Origin of the sequence: Exiguobacterium sp. s16 (genome assembly GCF_018618115.1) — a bacterium.
In the GTDB taxonomy this organism is placed as follows: Bacteria; Bacillota; Bacilli; order Exiguobacteriales; family Exiguobacteriaceae; genus Exiguobacterium; species Exiguobacterium mexicanum_A.
The window spans coordinates 1-19,305 of record NZ_JACSLM010000017.1; the positions used below are offsets into that span (position 1 = coordinate 1).

16 protein-coding genes, 3 tRNA genes, 1 other RNA gene and 1 other annotated feature are annotated in these 19,305 nt (G+C 48.7%); of the genes, 5 read left to right on the forward strand and 15 right to left on the reverse strand.

Annotated features, from left to right (window positions below; translation table 11 throughout):
- Positions 1–370: 370 nt before the first annotated feature.
- The 6 genes from KNP86_RS15345 to tadA form a co-directional block, all read right to left on the reverse strand.
- A complete protein-coding gene (locus KNP86_RS15345) occupies positions 371–595 on the reverse strand; it encodes a YaaL family protein (RefSeq protein WP_034781883.1) in 225 nt (74 codons plus the stop codon).
- The gene (gene recR, locus KNP86_RS15350; protein WP_021065285.1) at positions 592–1,191 is read right to left on the reverse strand and encodes a recombination mediator RecR; all 600 of its coding nucleotides are present in this window, start codon (positions 1,189–1,191) and stop codon (positions 592–594) included. The genes KNP86_RS15345 and recR overlap by 4 nt, the downstream gene beginning before the upstream one ends.
- A gap of 22 nt (positions 1,192–1,213) precedes the next feature.
- A complete protein-coding gene (locus KNP86_RS15355; protein ID WP_034781885.1) occupies positions 1,214–1,531 on the reverse strand; it encodes a YbaB/EbfC family nucleoid-associated protein in 318 nt (105 codons plus the stop codon).
- 15 nt (positions 1,532–1,546) lie between these two features.
- Positions 1,547–3,223, reverse strand: a complete 1,677-nt coding sequence (dnaX, locus tag KNP86_RS15360; RefSeq protein ID WP_034781888.1) for a DNA polymerase III subunit gamma/tau — start codon at positions 3,221–3,223, stop codon at positions 1,547–1,549.
- Between the two features lie 94 nt (positions 3,224–3,317).
- An RNA gene (gene ffs / locus KNP86_RS15365) (signal recognition particle sRNA large type) lies at positions 3,318–3,586 on the reverse strand.
- 53 nt (positions 3,587–3,639) lie between these two features.
- Positions 3,640–4,140, reverse strand: coding sequence for a tRNA adenosine(34) deaminase TadA (gene tadA / locus KNP86_RS15370; RefSeq protein ID WP_214755137.1), 501 nt, complete (start codon positions 4,138–4,140; stop codon positions 3,640–3,642).
- 121 nt (positions 4,141–4,261) lie between these two features.
- Between tadA and KNP86_RS15375 the strand changes: the two genes are divergently transcribed.
- Both KNP86_RS15375 and KNP86_RS15380 read left to right on the forward strand, forming a co-directional pair.
- Positions 4,262–4,897 carry a deoxynucleoside kinase gene (locus tag KNP86_RS15375; protein WP_034781893.1) on the forward strand — a complete coding sequence of 212 codons (636 nt, stop codon included), beginning with the start codon at positions 4,262–4,264 and terminating at the stop codon, positions 4,895–4,897.
- Entirely contained in the window at positions 4,894–5,565 is a 672-nt protein-coding gene (locus KNP86_RS15380; RefSeq protein WP_021065290.1) for a deoxynucleoside kinase, read from the forward strand. Before KNP86_RS15375 ends, KNP86_RS15380 begins: the two co-directional genes overlap by 4 nt.
- Positions 5,566–5,607: 42 nt before the next feature.
- On the opposite strand, the gene KNP86_RS15385 is transcribed toward KNP86_RS15380, so the two are convergent.
- The 8 genes from KNP86_RS15385 to pdxS all read right to left on the reverse strand — a co-directional run bounded on the left by KNP86_RS15385 (position 5,608) and on the right by pdxS (position 11,629).
- Positions 5,608–6,606 carry a hypothetical protein gene (locus KNP86_RS15385; protein WP_214755138.1) on the reverse strand — a complete coding sequence of 333 codons (999 nt, stop codon included), beginning with the start codon at positions 6,604–6,606 and terminating at the stop codon, positions 5,608–5,610.
- A 165-nt stretch (positions 6,607–6,771) separates the two neighbouring features.
- Positions 6,772–6,861 (reverse strand) — tRNA-Ser (locus tag KNP86_RS15390).
- A gap of 29 nt (positions 6,862–6,890) precedes the next feature.
- Positions 6,891–6,981: transfer RNA gene (locus tag KNP86_RS15395), tRNA-Ser, on the reverse strand.
- 38 nt (positions 6,982–7,019) lie between these two features.
- A tRNA-Ser gene (locus KNP86_RS15400) sits at positions 7,020–7,110 on the reverse strand.
- Between the two features lie 155 nt (positions 7,111–7,265).
- The gene (gene serS, locus KNP86_RS15405; protein WP_214755140.1) at positions 7,266–8,549 is read right to left on the reverse strand and encodes a serine--tRNA ligase; all 1,284 of its coding nucleotides are present in this window, start codon (positions 8,547–8,549) and stop codon (positions 7,266–7,268) included.
- Positions 8,550–8,600: 51 nt separating this feature from the next.
- Positions 8,601–8,808: a binding site (T-box leader), on the reverse strand.
- A gap of 18 nt (positions 8,809–8,826) precedes the next feature.
- A complete protein-coding gene (locus tag KNP86_RS15410; protein WP_353048192.1) occupies positions 8,827–10,071 on the reverse strand; it encodes a D-alanyl-D-alanine carboxypeptidase family protein in 1,245 nt (414 codons plus the stop codon).
- An 87-nt stretch (positions 10,072–10,158) separates the two neighbouring features.
- The gene (gene pdxT, locus KNP86_RS15415) at positions 10,159–10,737 is read right to left on the reverse strand and encodes a pyridoxal 5'-phosphate synthase glutaminase subunit PdxT (RefSeq protein WP_214755142.1); all 579 of its coding nucleotides are present in this window, start codon (positions 10,735–10,737) and stop codon (positions 10,159–10,161) included.
- A 1-nt stretch (position 10,738) separates the two neighbouring features.
- Positions 10,739–11,629, reverse strand: a complete 891-nt coding sequence (pdxS, locus tag KNP86_RS15420; RefSeq protein ID WP_021066746.1) for a pyridoxal 5'-phosphate synthase lyase subunit PdxS — start codon at positions 11,627–11,629, stop codon at positions 10,739–10,741.
- A gap of 284 nt (positions 11,630–11,913) precedes the next feature.
- Here pdxS and pdxR point away from each other — a divergent pair, with 284 nt between their 5' ends.
- From pdxR to KNP86_RS15435, 3 genes are all read left to right on the forward strand, one after another.
- A complete protein-coding gene (gene pdxR / locus KNP86_RS15425; protein WP_034781910.1) occupies positions 11,914–13,314 on the forward strand; it encodes a MocR-like pyridoxine biosynthesis transcription factor PdxR in 1,401 nt (466 codons plus the stop codon).
- On the forward strand, positions 13,314–13,928 hold the full coding sequence (locus KNP86_RS15430) for a class A sortase (protein ID WP_214755145.1): 615 nt from the start codon (positions 13,314–13,316) through the stop codon (positions 13,926–13,928). The genes pdxR and KNP86_RS15430 overlap by 1 nt, the downstream gene beginning before the upstream one ends.
- Positions 13,929–14,066: 138 nt before the next feature.
- A complete protein-coding gene (locus KNP86_RS15435; protein ID WP_214755147.1) occupies positions 14,067–17,495 on the forward strand; it encodes an alpha-amylase family glycosyl hydrolase in 3,429 nt (1,142 codons plus the stop codon).
- 44 nt (positions 17,496–17,539) lie between these two features.
- Here KNP86_RS15435 and guaB read toward each other — a convergent pair whose 3' ends face one another.
- Positions 17,540–19,003: an IMP dehydrogenase gene (gene guaB, locus KNP86_RS15440; RefSeq protein ID WP_034781919.1), complete on the reverse strand. Its 1,464-nt coding sequence runs from the start codon at positions 19,001–19,003 to the stop codon at positions 17,540–17,542.
- Positions 19,004–19,305 lie beyond the last annotated feature (302 nt).

Genomic DNA, 19,305 nt, shown 5'->3' on the forward strand with positions numbered 1-19,305 from the left:
TAGCTCTTTAAAAATGACGAAGCTTGCGCTTCATTCAAAAATTGTAAAACTTATTTTTGCCTCATCGTTCAGTTTTCAAAGTTCGTCTGTCGTTCTTGGCGACTTAAATATCTTAACAAGCTATTAACGAGAAGTCAATATCTTTTTTAGATTTTTAAAACCGCTCTCGGCGACGTCTATTAATATATCAATAAAACTTTGAATACACAATAGCTTTTTCAGAAAAACTTTAAATTATTTTTTAGTCGTCTGCATTTTTTGTAGAAAATGATGAACGCGTTTCTAGTTTCTTCATTATATAGAGAAAAAAGTGAACGTTGAATGGACCTAACCATTCGGCATATAAAAAAGCGAGATGGAATATCTCGCCTTACGATCTTAAATTCGAAAGTGAAACTTTGCGTTGCTTCGCCTCTTTTAAATAAAAGAAGTACAATGCTTCCGCTTGTTTAACTTGCGCTGCTAATTCCCCAGTGTCTTCGATACTCACTTCAAGTATGTGACGTTTCGATTCGTACTTCGCCTTAGCATCTAACAGCTCTAACAAAAATCGTTGGTCATATCCGTCTCGGAGAGGTTTGCGAAACCATCTCATAGTTCGCGTCTACCTTCCATCGCTCTTGATAAGGTCACTTCATCCGCATATTCTAGATCGCCGCCTACAGGTAAACCATGCGCCAGACGCGTTACACGAATCCCAGTCGGTTTTAAGAGTCGGGACAGATACATTGAAGTCGCTTCCCCTTCGATGTTCGGGTTAGTGGCCAAAATCACTTCACTAATCGCTTCATTTTCTTGAAGACGCGTTAACAAGCTCGACACGTTAATATCTTCAGGACCAATCCCTTCCATTGGGCTAATCGCCCCATGCAAGACATGGTACTTCCCACGATACTCTCGCATCTTCTCCATCGCAATCACATCTCTAGAATCTTGAACAACACAGACCACCGTCTCGTCGCGATGGGAATCCGTACAAATCGCGCATGGGTCAACATCTGTAATGTGCCCGCATACCGTACAATATTTAATATCACGCTTAGCGCTGACAAGAGCCTTAGCGAACGTCAGCACATCGTCTTCTTCCATATCTAATACGTGGAATGCTAGACGTATGGCAGTTTTCGGACCAATGCCCGGCAATTTGGTAAAGCTTTCAATCAAACGTCCGATCGCTTCAGGGTATTGCAACTCACATCGTTCCTTTCTTCACTTAAAAGCCTGGAAGGTTCATCCCTTGCGTAAAACGTCCCATTTTGTCATTAACGAGTTGGTCAGCTTGCTTCATCCCGTCGTTAACTGCTGCCAAAACAAGATCTTGCAACATTTCGACGTCATCTGGATCGACAGCATCTTCAGCGATGATGACATCTAGCACTTCTTTATGTCCACTGACGATAACTTTTACCATGCCGCCACCTGCCGTACCTTCAACAGTCAAGTCTTTCAATTCTTCTTGAGCTTTCGCCATATCTTTTTGCATTTTCTGCATTTGCTTCATCATATTGTTCATGTTTCCCATTCCACGCATGTAGAGCGCCTCCTTTTAAACTTCTTCAATTTCAACGACGTCACCGAAACGTTCAACGGCCTTCGAGACAAGTGGATCTTCTTCAACCACTTCCTCTTCTTTATGATCCGAACGTTCAGCTTGTTTACGAAGGATGAACTCATTCTTCAACTCAACCCAATCGGTCTCTAGTACGGCCATGATTTCTCGACGAATTCCCGTCACTTCAAACAAGGCTTGTTCAATCACGTCTCGCGTGCGACCGTTCGAGCTAACTTGCTCGTAGTGCCACGTCATCCCATCTTTAAATTGTACCAGTAAGGTGTCACTAGCACAAAGCACAGCCTCACTCTCATAGAATAGTGCAAAAATTGGACCATCCTGCGTTCGGATATTCCCCATGATATCTTCCCAGCTATCACGTATTGCGTTTAAATGCTGTCGTTCCGCTCGTTGCAATAATTGACGGATGCGTTCTTTCGGGACTCGAATTTGAGTTCGCTTGGCAACTTTAGGTTTCTCTGTTGTTGCTTCCGCTGCAGGGACTCCCGTTTTTTTGACCTCACTCAACTCGCGACTCAGTTCACGGACCTGCTCTTGAAGTTGTTTCATCTGTTCTGTCATCGTCCGCCCTTGTTCGGCGATACGAATAAACGTTAGTTCTACCAAAACTTTCGGATGATTCGATAATCGCATCTGTTGCTGACAATCATTCAACTCTTCAATCACTTGGAATAGTTCATCTGTCGACGTCGCTTCAACAAATTGTCGGAACGTCTCTGTCGGACGAGCGCGTTCGAGTAAATCGACCGCTTGAGGTGAGGCCTTTAATAGTAAGGCGTCACGATGAACGAATACGAGATCTTCAATGAATCGCTTCAAATCCTTACCTTCACGCAGCATCGTTTCCAACGTACTCAAAATTTGATCAAGTTGCTTTTGCTGTAAGCCGTAAGCCATATCGAGCAGAGCATCATCTGTCACCGCGCCGGTCACTTCTAGCACAGCGTCTTCGGTCAAACGGCCATCGCTAAAAGCGAGCGCTTGATCGAGTAGGCTGAGTGCATCGCGCATCCCACCGTCGGCAGCACGGGCAATCAGCTTGAGCGCCTCTGGATCATAGTCATAATCTTGATCGTTCAAGATATATGCCATACGTGTCTGCAATTGACCGACTTCATGCCGTTTCACATCAAAACGCTGACAACGCGAGATAATAGTTGCTGGAATTTTATGCGGTTCTGTCGTCGCCAAAATAAAGATGGCATGCGCCGGCGGTTCTTCTAACGTCTTTAACAAGGCGTTGAAGGCACCTGTCGAAAGCATGTGCACTTCATCGATGATATATACTTTGAAGCGCGCTTGAGAAGGCGGATATTTGACTTTATCCCGGATTTCTCGAATCTCGTCGACCCCGTTATTTGAAGCCGCATCGATTTCAAACACGTCCGGGCTTGTCCCTTCTGTGATTGCAATACAAGTCGGGCACGTATTACACGGCTCTCGTGTAGGCGCCGTCTCGCAGTTGATGGCTTTCGCGATAATTTTCGCCAAACTTGTCTTCCCGGTCCCTCGTGGACCCGAGAACAAATAGGCATGTGACATTCGTTCCTCAAGCAACGCATTTTGAATCGTTCGTGTGATATGAATTTGACCGACAACCTCTTGGAACGACTGCGGACGATAAACCCGATACAACGCTTGATACGCCATGTCCCCGCCTCCTTTCTTCCTTACATTCTCTATTTCATCATACAAAAAAATCTACAACCCTGGGGCCGTAGATTGAAGTTATTAAATAAATCTGCCGCGCACCGATTTCTGAAAGCACGTCAATGTGCGTTACTCATGCAGTTTGCTCGGCCCAAGCACCCCTGCGGCACACGGTACGTCACCACTTAAGGCTGCTTCCTTCCGGACCTGACCTGGTTCATGGGTGACCGTTGCGCAGGACTCAGACGTCAACGCCACTTACACGAGGACAGGCCACACCAATGCACTCCCTCGAATCGGAATTCAGTCTCGCTATAGCGGATTGCGAGTTACAGGGCACCGCTACCTCCCCGCCTAGCACGGCAAATGGGTAAATGAAGTTAGGCACTACGTTGAGTGCTATTACATTATACTGTTTAATCAGGTGGGTTGCAACCTCTCTGTTCAAGCCGCGCCTGCTTCTTCCGTTCTCTAAGGTTTCGGAAGAATACTGTCAGCAACTCGCCACACTCTTCTGCTAAAACATTTTCAGTCACTTCAGCTTGGTGGTTGAAGCGTTCGTCTTGGACGAGGTTCATGAGCGTCCCGCAACATCCACCCTTCGGATCGTGGGCACCAAAGATGACCCGCTTCACACGAGACAGCACGATGGCACCCGCACACATCGGACACGGCTCTAACGTGACGAACAGTTCGCAATCCTCTAAACGCCAGTTGCCGAGCGCCTGGTTTGCCTGCTCAATCGCAATCATCTCGGCGTGGGCCGCTGCCAACAAGTCGGTTTCCCGACGATTATGACCGACGGCAATCACCTCATCACCTTTAACGATGACGCATCCGATCGGGACTTCGCCGATTGCTTCCGCCTTCTTTGCTTCTTCAATGGCGAGCCTCATAAATCGTTCATCTCGTTCCATATACACACTCCGTTTCTGATCACTTATTATGAAAAAAAATGAAAATCATTTCGCTCGCCCTATCCACTTCATTGTATGCTAGAATGGAACTTGCACTTTGGATAATGGAGGATGACATCATATGTTTATAACGGTAGAGGGACCGATTGGTGTCGGGAAAACGTCACTGGCCCATATCATCAGTCAGCACTTTTCAATGCAGATGCTGAATGAAATTGTAGAAGAGAATCCGTTTCTCGGCAAGTTTTATGAAGATATCGACGAATGGAGCTTCCAAACGGAGATGTTCTTCCTTTGCAATCGCTTCAAGCAATTAGACGATATCCACAAACACCACTTGAGTCAACAGCAATCCGTCGTTTCTGACTATCATATTTTCAAGAACTTAATTTTCGCTCACCGTTCCCTGAGACCAGCTCATTTGAACAAATATGAGCAAATCTATAAGATTTTGACACACGATATGCCGAAACCTGATGTCGTCATCTACTTACACGCCAGCATCGAGACGTTAATGAAACGTGTCGCCTTGCGTGGACGTGAAGTAGAAGAGAACATGTCTCGCGATTACCTCGAACAGCTCGCTCATGATTATGAAACGTTTATCGAATCATACCGCGCGACGCATCCCGAAGTGACGATTCTTTCGTTTAGCGGAGATGAGCTCGACTTCGTCCAAAATCCGGATGATTTGACGCACGTCCTCTCGACGATCGAACGTGAATTAGAATTGACTAAAGGAGCAAAAATCAAATGACGCTGAATGAAAAATATAACATTCCGAACGATACGATCATCACGATCGGTGGAATGGTCGGAATCGGTAAATCAACGATCACGAACTCACTTGCCGATGCCCTCAACTTCCGCACTTCACTTGAGAAAGTAGACACGAACCCTTATCTCGATAAATTTTATCATGATTTTGAGCGTTGGAGTTTCCACCTTCAAATCTATTTCTTGGCTGAACGGTTCAAAGAACAGAAGAAAATCTTCCAATACGGCGGCGGCTTTATCCAAGACCGCTCGATTTACGAAGATACTGGCATCTTTGCCAAGATGCACTATGAAAAAGGGACGATGTCTCCAACCGACTACGAGACGTACTCAAGTTTGTTTGAAGCGATGGTACTGACACCATTCTTCCCACACCCTGACCTTCTCATTTATCTTGAAGGCTCATTCGAGCAAGTACTCGACCGCATTCAAATGCGCGGGCGCGAGATGGAACAACAAACACCGATCACATATTGGGAAGAGATGTACGCTCGTTATACGGAGTGGATCAACAACTTCAACCTTTGCCCTGTACTTCGTCTCTCAATCGAAGAGTATGACTTGATCAATGACCCTAACTCGGTTGAACTCATCTTGGAGAAAATCGAGAAACAATTGACGATCGCTCGCGAAGCGAAAGTCAGATAAGTAAAGAAGGTGCACCGCTCGCTTGAGCGGTGCACCTTCTTTTTATGTGTGGGCGATACGAGGTTTTCGATACGTCGGCGTCTTCCGAGCTTTTCGGAAACCGTCGATGGAATCAAACACTGCGGCCAAAATCGTGATGGCGACGACCAATCCAAATACCCAATCGAACGAGAGCATACCGTTCGGAACGTTCGTCTCGATCCAGTTCAAAAATCGTGGATCGAGTAACTGTGGGGAACTGGCCATCCAGATGATGAACGTTGCCGAGGCAATATTGTAGATCAAATTAAACGAAGCGAGCGCATACGTCCAATGTCCGTTCATCCATTTCCATACCCCAAGCACGACTTGAAGCAAGATGACGGTCACAAATAACCAAATCACATCCATCAGGAACGTTTGATTGAAGATGGGAGTGATCATCGTGAACCCCGCGTTCGTAGATTCATAAATCCCTAGTAACTGTTCGGCGTTAATATACACGCCAAACCACACGGCTGTCCAAAACAACCCGAACCCTGCGTCAAATTTACTGATTCGACCGCCCTTCACCCGTTCTTTCAGCTTGGACACATCCCATTTCATATCTGGCGCCGGTACATCATCAGGTGCATAGCGCTCAATCAAAAAGAAGACGAGCGTAATCCAAAACACGAGCTGAATCCCGACCTCCCACAGCGCATCGAACATGTTCGTCAAAAATGTGCCGATCGTCGGCATAAGCGGTCCTGAGAACGTCGGCATGCTAGACAACACGAGACCGAAGAAAACGACAGCTAAAACGATTGGAACGACAAGTTTAATTACGGTCACATACATTGGGAAAAAACGTGGTCCGATGACATACTGTCCTTCCTTATAACGTGCGGCAACGACGGTTGGATGCCCAATCTCCTCTAACACTCGTTTCACGTCCGCCTCAGTCGGGTGTTCGGGCAATGCCGCCTCGATCGATTGCCGAATCGAGGTAGCCGCCTCCTCGCGCCGTTTCGGAGGAACGTGTCGCACGACCTCATCGATATACATCTCAATCCAATCCATGACGCTCATCTCCTTCCTTACGCGCCACTATAGTCTACTCTATGTAGATTCCCGGTTTACGTGCGGCTTAGCCAGATTTCGTCGGATTGCCACAAACAAAAAAGCCGCAGACCGGAGTCTACGACCATAAAAAAACGCATCTGCCCATGCAGATGCCAAAACAAGCGGAGTTGGTGGGATTCGAACCCACGCGAGCCTTACGACTCCTAACGGATTTCGAGTCCGTCCCCTTCAGCCGGGCTTGGGTACAACTCCAGGCTTAAAAAAGTGTAAAAAAAAGAAAGTGGAGGAGGTGGTGGGATTCGAACCCACGCAGGCTATTACACCCCTGACGGTTTTCAAGACCGTTCCCTTAAACCACTTGGGTACACCTCCAAAAAAATATGAAATTGTTGAGCCTCCAAAAATAAAAATGGAGGAGGTGGTGGGATTCGAACCCACGCAGGCTATTACACCCCTGACGGTTTTCAAGACCGTTCCCTTAAACCACTTGGGTACACCTCCAAAGCTCATATACAATTGGTGAGCAAACATCTCGCTCGACATGATTTATAGTACCAACTTGGCAGACAGATGTCAAACCCTTTTGTGAAAAAACATTAAAAAAAACCAAAAAAATCCCGCCTGAACGATACGTTTCAGACGGGCTGGTTTGTTCATTACTGAGGCATTTCAATTTTCTCGATGCCGCCCATATATGGACGTAATACTTCCGGAATGACGACTGAACCGTCAGCCTGTTGGAAGTTCTCTAAAATCGCAGCGACGGTCCGGCCGACTGCGAGGCCAGAACCGTTAAGCGTGTGGACGAATTCTGGTTTTGCGTTCGCTTCGCGACGGAAACGAATTCCGGCCCGGCGCGCTTGGAAGTCTTCAAAGTTCGAACAAGATGAGATTTCACGATACATCCCTTGCGCCGGCATCCACACTTCGATGTCATATTTCTTCGCAGCCGTGAAGCCGAGATCGGCCGTACACATGCTGAGCACTTGATATGGAAGACCGAGACGCTTAAGCACTTCTTCAGCGTGGCCCGTCAAGAGCTCGAGTTGTTCATAAGACTCTTCAGGTTTCACAAACCGGACGAGCTCGACTTTGTTGAACTGATGCTGACGAATGAGCCCACGTGTGTCGCGTCCGGCTGATCCCGCTTCTGAACGGAAACAAGCGCTATACGCCGTATACGTGATTGGAAGTTGGTCTTCCGTGATAATCTCGTCACGGTGCATGTTCGTTACCGGAACTTCTGCCGTCGGTACGAGGAAATAGTTCGTATCCGCCACTTTGAATGCGTCTTCCTCAAATTTAGGAAGTTGTCCCGTCCCGGTCATCGCGTCGCGGTTGACCATATAAGGAGGGAGCACTTCAGAATAGCCATGTTCATCGGCATGCATATCCATCATGAAGTTGATGAGGGCACGTTCGAGACGGGCGCCGAGACCTTTATAAAAGACAAATCGGCTACCTGTCACTTTACCCGCTCGTTCCACATCGACGATTTTCAAATCTTCCATGACGTCCCAATGCTGTTTGAGTTCGAATTCGAACGTCGGTTTTGTTCCGACTTCACGGATGGTGACGTTATCGTCTTCCGTTTCTCCAATCGGCGTTGATTCGTGCGGGATGTTCGGGATACTGAGGAGAATCAAGTTCAATTCGGCCTCGACTTCACGCAACTCTTCATCGAGCAATTTGATTTCATCCCCGAGACGGCGCGTCTCGAGAATCGGTCCATCCGCATCTTGCTTATTGCGTTTCAATTCCGCAATTTGCTTCGTCGCTTCATTTCGTTTTGCTTTCTTCACTTCAACCTCATTGATCAAGTTGCGGCGTTTCTCTTCTAACTCCGGGAAACGATCGAGCGCACTCAAATCCTCGCCGCGATGAGCTAGCTTCGTTTTAATCTCTTCAAAATCTGAACGTAATCGTTTAATGTCTAACATTCGTTATTCCTCCTTTTTCACATAAAAAGGTGGCACGTCCCTTTCCCGTAGGAAAGGGACGAACCACCTTGGATCCGCGTTGCCACCCTCGTTGCCCGAAATCGGGCCACTCGATGCACGTAACGTGTGCGTAACGTGACTTGTTTCCAAGCCAATGCTCCGAGGCCGATTCGGTTACATCATCCCACTAGTTTGCACCAACCACTAGCTCTCTGTCAGTAGATGACCGTAACGTACTTTTCCCCATCATTGCATCTGTCATTGAATTAGTTTTACTTTACAACATCTCAACTCTATCGACAAGACTCAGTTTTCCGAGCACGAGTCGAACCTCATCTAAAAAGTCGGAGAAGGCACGCGTCATACGTGTCAAAAACGATGCCATCTCGACCGGTTCGGCCGCAACGAGCGTTCCTTTAGGTGGAAGTTCACCATCTAGATACCGAACGCTTCCAGAAGGCTCGATGGTGACGGTCCCGACCTGTTGATCGGCCGCAATTGGGGCTTTCGTATTCGGAAGATCGTAAGTCGGTTCAGGTACATCCTGCCCTTTCTCGACGAGCACTTCAAAGGCCGACGTCGTGCGCACTTTCGCTGTCTCGACCGCACCTTCAGCAACATGGAGCGTCGCCGGGACGATTTCGCCTGTCCGTAAAATCGGGGTTAAGACGAAGTCTCCATATGCATAGTCGTGAAGAGCTTTCGTGGCAGTATAACGCCCTTGATCGGTCTTCGCTCCGAGAACGACCGACAGCACGGTACGTCCATCTCGCGTCGACACGCCGATGAAGCAGTAACCGGCATCGTCGGTCGTGCCCGTTTTGAAGCCAAGCATACCCGGATAGGCTAAATCTCGACCGGCGAGCATCCGATTCGTCGCTTCGAAGCGGACCCCGTCGATGTCGACATACGCTTGTTTCGTCACATCGAGCACTTCCGGGAACTTCGTCAAATACGCCAAAGCGAGCATCATCAAATCATTGGCCGATGTCAAATTCTCCCCTGGACGTCCCGCTGACACAGAGTCAAGTCCCGATGCATTGGCGAACGTCGTTTGGGTCATGCCAAGTTCGGTCGCCCGTTCGTTCATTTTCTTCACGAATACCCCTTCCGAACCAGAGACGGCCTCGGCCAATGTGACCGCCGCCTCGTTCGCGGAACGAATCAACGCCACATCGTAAAGTTCTTTTACCGTGTACGGTTTATTGACGAGCGGAATCCGAGCCAATCCTGGTTTTCGGGTCAGCGCCAACGCCTTGTCGCTCGGGGTCACTTCTTGGTTCCAACTGAGGTCACCCGCTTCGATGGCTTCTCGGACGAGAAAAGCGGTCATCAGCTTAGTGATTGATGCCGGAGGAAGCATGGCGTCCTCTTCTTGTGAGAACAGGATTTGTCCCGTCGTCATGTCCACGAGCATCGCGCCGGTCGCATCAACTTTAGGTGCCGCCGATGCATCCGTCGGCACGATCATATTTAAAAGGATTGCCCAAACGAGCATCCATCCGATCCATCTTTGTCTCACGGTCTTGCCCCTTTCTATACGTATCTCGTTACAGTGTAGCAAAAAAACACATGAAAAAGGCTCCCTATTTGCTAGGGAGCCTTTCGATCAGGCGAGTTGTCGCTTTGTCGCTTCAACTATGTCCAAGAAATAGCGGTGCATCGACAAGTCGTCCGTCAATTCCGGGTGGAACGAGCAAGCCATATACTTGTCATACCGAACCGCGACAATCGCTTCCTCGACCTCGGCGAGCACCTCGACGCTCGCTTCGACCGATGCGACTTGCGGCGCTCGAATGAACACTGCTTCGACAGCGTCATCGATTCCATTGACAGTCAAATCGACTTCAAAGCTATCAACTTGTCGTCCGAACGCATTCCGTTTGACCGTCATTGGGATTTTACGCAAGTGCGCATCATATCCTTCAACTTCGGTCGCGAGCAAAATCAAACCAGCGCACGTTCCAAACATCGGCAACTCCGTATTCTCACGTAACGGCTCGAGCAAGTCATAGCGATCAAGCAGGCGACGCATCGCCGTGCTCTCCCCACCCGGTAAGACGAGTCCATCGATTCGATTTAAGTCATCGACCGAGCGGACGACGAGCGTATCCGCACCAAGTGCTTCGAGCATGTGAACGTGTTCGCGAATCGCACCTTGCATTCCGAGTACACCAATCGTGGTCATCTTACCAACCTCGCGGTGCCATAAGTTCTTCTTGTTTGAGCGTGCGGACGTCGAGTCCTTTCATCGCTTCGCCGAGTCCTTTCGACAAGTGCGCGATGCGCTCATAGTCATCATGGTATGTCGTTGCTTCGACGATGGCACGGGCAAATTTCTCAGGGTTCTCCGCTTTGAAGATTCCTGATCCGACAAAGACGCCGTCCGCTCCGAGGTGCATCATGAGTGCCGCATCGGCTGGTGTCGCAATTCCGCCTGCTGCGAAGTTGACGACCGGGAGGCGACCTGCTTCACGGATTTGCATGAGTACTTCAAACGGGGCACCAAGGTCACGCGCTTCCGTCATCACTTCATCGATGCTCATCGAGAGCAAGCGTTTCACTTGGGCTTGAACGGTACGCATGTGACGAACCGCTTCGACGATATTGCCGGTTCCCGGCTCACCTTTCGTCCGGATCATCGCTGCGCCTTCACCGATGCGGCGTGATGCTTCACCAAGATCACGAGCGCCACAGACGAACGGTGCTTTATAGTCCCGTTTGTAGAGATGGAACTCTTCGTCAGCCGGTGTCAATACTTCGCTCTCGTCAATGAAATCTACCCCCATTGATTCAAGGACACGTGCTTCAGCGATGTGACCGATGCGGCACTTCGCCATGACCGGTACTGATACCGCACCCATGACATCTTCGATGATTGTCGGGTCGGCCATACGGGCGACACCGCCCATTTTACGAATGTCTGAAGGTACACGCTCGAGCGCCATAACGGCGACTGCTCCTGCCGCTTCAGCAATTTTGGCTTGCTCCGCGTTGATGACGTCCATGATGACGCCACCTTTTTGCATCTCGGCCATACCTCGTTTTACTTTGTCTGTCCCTACTTGTCTCTTTTCCAAATGGATCCCCTCCAATAAGCTAGTCTACTTGCAAGTATAAATTGATTTGACTATATTGAAAGTGCCAGTTTTGTATTTTCTGAAGTGGTCAGTTTAAACAAAGGACTTCATTTCCTAATTCTCGAATGTTGTAAAGGACAAGGGGGATGATGAAATGGACCAATGGAACAGTCGTGACGAGGCGCATGGACGAAGCTTTTTCGGGAAAGCCGGAGTGTTTTCGCTCCTACTCGTTATCGGATTCATGCTCTATTTTTTCTTTGGCTGACTAGAAAGGATTAACTATGGATATGCTCACGTTCTCGCTCGAGGCTGACTCGAGCGTCCCGTTATATGAACAACTCTATTTGCACATTCGACAAGCCATCGTCGATGACACCCTCACCACCGGGACAAAACTTCCGTCCAAACGTAAGTTAGGCGAGTTTTTAGATGTATCACAAACGACAGTCGAACTGGCTTATGCCCAGCTGCTCGCGGAAGGATATATCGAGTCGTTGCCACGCAAAGGCTTCTACGTGTTACCGCAAGAAGAACTGTACGTCCGGCGCGGCAGTAGCGTCATCGAACCGCTCCCGGTGAAAAAAACATATGAGTTCGACTTGTATCCGAGTCAAATCGACACGACCGCTTTCCCATTCGAACGTTGGCGCCGGCACTTAAAACAAGTCGTCTCGGAAGAACATCACGATTTGCTGTCACTTGGCTCTGTACAAGGCGATTTCGTCCTTCGTCAAGAAATTGCGACCTATCTCTACCATTCGCGTGGTGTGCATTGTTCTCCCGAACAAATCGTTGTCGGATCGGGAACCGAGCAGCTGTTGCCCCAATTGTTAGAACTGTTGCCGGATACCACGACGTTCGGCATTGAGGATCCGGGGTATCCGCTCACCCGCCAACTGTTCGCCCATCAACGACGGACGTTCATTCCAATTCCTGTTGATGAGAGTGGCGTCCGTGTCGATGTGGTGGAACAAGCAGCCATTGATGCCCTTTATGTGACACCGGCCCATCAATTCCCGACCGGAACGATTTTATCGGTCAGCCGCCGTCAACGTCTGCTCAACTGGGCATCGGAGCAGCAAACATATGTGATCGAAGACGATTATGACAGCGAATTCCGTTATAGCGGTAAGCCCATCCCGTCCTTGCAAAGCATGGATCAAAACGAGCGGGTCGTCTATTTGAGCACGTTCTCGAAATCGCTAATGCCTTCATTGCGAATCGGTTATATGGTGCTCCCCCCTCCGCTGTTGAATCGCTACCGGGAACGTTATCGTCACTTCACATGCAGCGTGCCCCGCTTCGAGCAACACACGTTGGCCGAATTTATGGCGACCGGTGATTTTGAGAAACATCTGAACCGGATGCGTAAAACATATCGACGTAAACTTGAAATCATCATCGCCGCTTTCAAACCGTATGAACCGATTGTCTCCATCACAGGGGCGAGCGCAGGCCTTCATGTTGTGCTATCTGTCCAAACGACAAAGTCGAGCGAAGAATTAAAACGTCTGGCCGAAGCCGCGAGTATTCGAATCAATGCGATGACCGATTATCGCATCAACTCGAGCGATACGGTCCCACAGCTTTTATTCGGGTTTGCCGCCTTATCTGAAGAAGTATTACCTGCCGCCGTCAGTGCACTCATGTCGTGTTGGAACATTGAGAAAGGAAGAGATTGATGAAACGGTCACGCTATTTCGTCGGTGGTCTCCTCTTATTAATCGGTACACTCCTGTTATCCGAATCGTGGTGGAAAGACCAACTCGCGACGTGGAACAGTCAACAAGTGACCGCCGAGATTCAACCGAAACAGCCCGAAACCGGCGAATTTGAGTTTTCAAACGTCGAGCCATTATCCTGGGAACAACTATTGACTGTGCGCAATCGGTTTCACGAATTACCGACCCTGGGTCTCATTTCCATTCCAGATGTTAACCTTGAACTACCCATTTTATATGGTCTCGATAACGAGAACTTGGCTGTCGGTGCCGGAACGATGGATCCGTCCCAGCACATGGGAACCGGAAACTACGCACTTGCCGGCCACTATACGCAAAGCCCGACCGCACTGTTCGGGCCACTCCATACCCTCGACATCGGCATGTCCATCTATGTAACCGACATGAAGCACACGTTCCAGTACGAAGTTACTTCCCTAGAGACTGTCCCCCCGACACAAGTTGATGTACTCGAACCAACAACTGAACCGACGATTACGCTCGTCACGTGTACGTTCGATACGACGGAACGGTTGATTGTGAAAGGACGCCTCGTGAAGCAAACGCCTCTCTAACCGATAGGCGTTTTTATTATTTTTCAAAAAACATATTGTGAGCGCTTACATATTCAGCTAAACTATTCCTGAAACCGTTTGCGCAATTTTGACAATTCGTTGCCCTGTAGACGACACATTCCATGAAAGAGGTGCTTTATGAAGAAGAAAGCGGCACGACAGACGACCACGTTACTTTTATCATCCGTTCTCCTGATCCAAGCCGGCGTCCCGATGAACGCTTTGGCTGAACCTGCCACAATCTCAATTGATGGCTTAAAAACAGATTGGACGAACACGCCAGCGCTCGCCACATCCCCACAGGCGGGTTGGCAAGGATTCGATTTAGGAGACGTCTATCTGCAGAACGATGCACGTAACCTTTACTTTTATGTGGATGCGAACAACGTCCCGAACTGGGGCGACAATGGTCAGTACATAAATATCGCCCTCCAAATCAATGAACAAGATTCAGGCGTAGCGACAAACCCGCTTGGCTATCCGTTCAACTTTAGCCAAACCGATAAAAAACCACAGTATCATATTTTACTTCGCGTCGATGGCGATACATCAGTAAAAGAAGCTGCTCTGTATGAAGCAGGTAAATCCACACCACTCGCAAACTTAAGCAACTTGAACGGCGCCTCGTTTGCTATTGACCGCACGAAAGGATTTGAAGGCAAAATCCCATTGTCCCTGCTTGGCCTAAGCAACGAGGATACCGTTCGGGTCCTCACGGTACTCAGTGGGAATAATGCTACCGAGCATGGTGCGTTCGACACGATTCCAAGTAATTCGGCCAACAAAGTCGCCGATAGTTGGAACGTTTCGGCTACTCCGTCGACACAATCGGTATATAGCCCAGCCTTCACGTTGAGCGGTGTCGAGACGGTCAGTCAACTCGAAGTGACAGCAGTCACACCGGCCAATCAATCGGAACAAGTGGACATCAAATCCCCAATCACTTGGACGTTCAATGAGCCTGTGTCGTTAGACGCTTCGAACATCAGCTTGATGAATGGCGAGACAGCTGTACCGTTCACGGCTGAAGCGAGCGGATCGACAGTGACCGTCACACCGACCGAAGCACTCGGCTTGAATCAAACATATACCGCGACCCTTCCCGCGGACGCTGTGAAAGGAAACCTGTCGAACACGACGTTACCGGCATTGACGACGTCATTTAAAACCATCACTGAAATCGCCGATCCATGGAAAACACAACGCTACATCGAGATGTTGTACGTCCGGGCCGACAACGATTATACCGATTGGAATTTATGGACGTGGAGTACTGGTGCCAAAGATGGCCAAGTAGATCCATACAAAATCACTGAAGAAGGTGCCGTCTTCCGTATCCCGGTCGGAAAAGATGCGACCAACGTAGGCTTTGTCATCCGCAAAGGCACGGATTGGGCCGTGAAGGATGGTTACGGGGAAGACCGTTATGTGAAACTCGGCAATGATCGAGTCACAAAGGTCGTCGTCGAGAGCGGAAAAGGAACGTTCCACCAAGTACCGACGATTCAAGGGCCCGTGTTTGAAGATGGTGCCGTCACGTTCTTCTACCGTGACAAAGCGTTGTATGAAGAAGGACAACTCGATGAAATCGACAGCGTCGCGTTAAAAGTCAATGGCACGACATACCCGATGACTTACGAAGCGAAGAACGAATGGTTCCGTCATACGGTAAAATTGCCGGAAGGGGAGCATGATTATACATTCCTTGTCACGAAAGACGGTGTCACGACTGAAGTGAAAGACCCTTACTTTGAGGCGTCGAGCGTTGAATATCGTCGTCCCAACGTCAAATTGACCGCTTCTGTTGCTCCAAAAGCGATTAGTTCTCGAGAAAACGCGGTCGTCCAGGTGAAGCCGACGTTGCCAAAAGGTGTCCAATTACGAGAAATGTACATCGATGCCCGTCCACTCGGTGGACCAGCCAAGCTAGCGGTAGACCCGGCACTGAACAAACAGACGATTGCAGTGAAAGATACTGTCAAACCAGGCAACAAGTATTTGACGATTACGGCGATTGACCAATACGGAAACGTTCATAAGACGAAAACATCGTTGACGGTCCGACCGGTCTCGATGAAGGACAAGCAAGAGTTCGATTGGGATGAGGCACGGATTTACTTCATGCTGACCGATCGCTTCTATGACGGGGATAAAACGAATAATAACCCGAATGGTGAATACTACGACCAAGACCATCTTGAGTCGTATCACGGCGGCGACTTTGCCGGCGTCACGAAAAAACTCGACTATTTGGACAAGTTAGGTATCAATACAATTTGGATCACACCGATCGTCGACAACATTGACTGGGATCTTCGTTACGGTAAAGACGGCTCACAGTACGGCTACCACGGCTATTGGGCGAAAAACTTCGAAAAACTCGATGAGCATCTTGGGGATATGAAGGCGTTCCATCGTCTCATCGACGAAGCAAACGCACGAGGCATCAAGATTATGGTCGACGTCGTCCTGAACCACCCTGGCTACGGCATGGAACCAGGGGCTGTGGACACGGGTGCGACAAACTTCCCGACAAATCAGGAACGTAAAGCGTTCGAGGGAATGATTCGTTCGAACCCGGTCGATGGGGATGATTTAAAAATGTCACTCTCTGGGCTGCCAGACTTTAAAACAGAGGAAGCAGCTGTTCGTGAACAACTCGTCAAATGGCAGACAGATTGGATTAAACGCTCGAAGACGAAAAAGGGTAACACCATCGACTACTTCCGCGTTGATACAGTCAAACACGTCGATTCGACAACATGGAAGTCGTTCAAAAACGAGTTAACGGCACTTAAACCAGACTTCAAGATGATTGGAGAACATTACGGCGCGAGTGTAAACAACACGGGCGGTTACTTACAGAGCGGCCAAATGGATTCGCTACTCGACTTTGACTTCAAATATCAAGCTGAGCGGTTCATCAATGGGAATATTGATGACGTTGAGAGTGCGCTCCAATACCGCAACACACAACTCTCGAATGAAGCGACGCTCGGACAGTTCCTCAGTAGTCATGACGAAGACGGTTTCCTCGTATCACGTGCCGGAGGAGATGAAGGAAAACACATGGTCGCCGCTTCGCTTCAAATGACGGCGAAAGGTCAACCTGTCATCTACTATGGTGAAGAGGTCGGTCAGTCAGGAAAACATGCCTTGGATATGGATAAAGGCGAGTTCAATGAAAACCGTTATGACTTCGACTGGAAGCGAGTCAAAGGAGAAGGCAAAGTGATGCACACGCATTACCAGAAGCTTCTCAATATTCGTGCTGACTATTCGAAAGTATTTAGCAAAGGAACACGGGCCGTTATTGCGGGTGGGTCTGCGAAGGGATATTCTGTCTTTGAACGAAAACACGGCAAGGACTCGATCCTTGTCGCCTTGAATACGACAGAGGCGAAGCGAACAATTACGTTCCAAACGAACCTTAAGTATAAGACGAAACTTGTCGATCGCTATAGTGGACGAAACTATGTGGTCAAACGAGATGGCAAAGTCACGGTCATCTTGCCTGCGCAAGATGATGGTGGTACAGTCATTCTTGTCAACAAAGTTAAAAAATAATAATAAAAAGCCGTTGCCTCTGAATCGAGACAACGGCTTTTCGTTTAACGTGAGTAGTTTGGAGCTTCTTTAGTGATATGAACATCATGTGGATGGCTTTCTTGCAAGCCAGCCCCTGTCATGCGGATAAACTGCGTATCTTCGCGTAACGCCCGAATGTCAGCTGCCCCACAATAACCCATTCCTGAGCGAAGGCCACCGATGAGTTGATACACCGTATCTGCCAACTCGCCACGATAAGCGACACGACCTTCAATACCTTCCGGCACGAATTTCTTGTCCGCTTCTTGGAAGTAGCGATCTTGGCTTCCACGTTTCATCGAGGCTTCAGAACCCATTCCACGGTATGTTTTGAACTGACGTCCTTGATAGATTTCCATCTCACCTGGACTCTCTTTCACACCAGCGAGAAGACTACCGAGCATGACCGCATGACCACCAGCCGCAATTGCTTTCACGATATCACCTGAATACTTGATTCCACCATCGGCAATGACTGTGACACCATGTTCTCTAGCTTCTGTGACACAATCGTATACCGCTGTGATTTGTGGAACGCCGACACCTGCTACGACTCGTGTCGTACAGATTGACCCTGGGCCAATCCCGACTTTGATGACCGATGCACCGGCTTCAATCAAAGCCCGTGTTGCTTCGGCTGTCGCGACATTCCCTGCAATAATCGGGAGTGTCGGGAACATGTCACGTAACTCTTTTACTTTCTCAATGACGCCGGCTGAATGGCCGTGAGCTGTGTCTACCACTAGAGCATCGACACCAGCATCGACAAGGATTTGAGCACGCGATGCGGCATCTTTCGTGACACCGACGGCGGCTGCAACGAGTAAGCGACCTTGTTTGTCTTTCGCTGCGTGCGGGAACTGTTCGACTTTCTCAATATCTTTTGTCGTAATGAGACCTTTTAACACACCTGAATCATCAACGAGCGGTAATTTTTCAATCCGATGTTGATGAAGAATGCGTTCTGCTTCTTCAAGGGACGTCCCTACTTTTGCGGTGACGAGGTTTTCCGTTGTCATGACATCCGCAATCACTGTCGAGTAATCTTTAATGAAGCGAAGGTCGCGGTTTGTTAAAATCCCGATCAATTTGCGTTCTGTTTCCGAATTAACGATTGGAACACCTGAGATACGGTATTTACTCATCAAGTACTCTGCATCGTACACTTGACGCTCAGGCGTCAAATAGAACGGGTTCGTGATGACGCCGTTCTCCGAGCGTTTAACGCGATCGACGTGTTCTGCCTGCATCTCCATCGACATGTTTTTATGAATGACTCCTAGACCACCTTGGCGTGCCATGGCGATGGCCATCGGTGCTTCTGTGACCGTATCCATACCTGCACTGATGATTGGTACGTTCAACTCTAGACCTTCACAAAGTTTAGTGCTCAAACTCACATCTCTTGGCAAGACATTTGAAAAGCGCGGTACGAGTAACACGTCATCAAACGTTAATCCTTCTTTTGCAAACTTGTTTTCCCACATAAAAATCGATTGCCCCTTTCCCTATCGGACCCGAATCTTTGTTTCGAAATATTTCTGTAATGGTAACAGGTATAGGGCGAAAGTGCAATTCAATTCACGATGTTCAGAAAGTTCAGAATTGTGTTCGTTCCATTCACTTTCATCTTTTAATGTTCGGAATTAGATTGTATGTGTTGCTTACGAATAGAAAATTTAATGACAATCCACAAAAAAAGACGACCAAGCGGATGCTTGATCGTCTTTCGCGTTGGCCTGGCAACGTCCTATCCTCACAGGGGGAGACCCCCAACTACTTTCGGCGC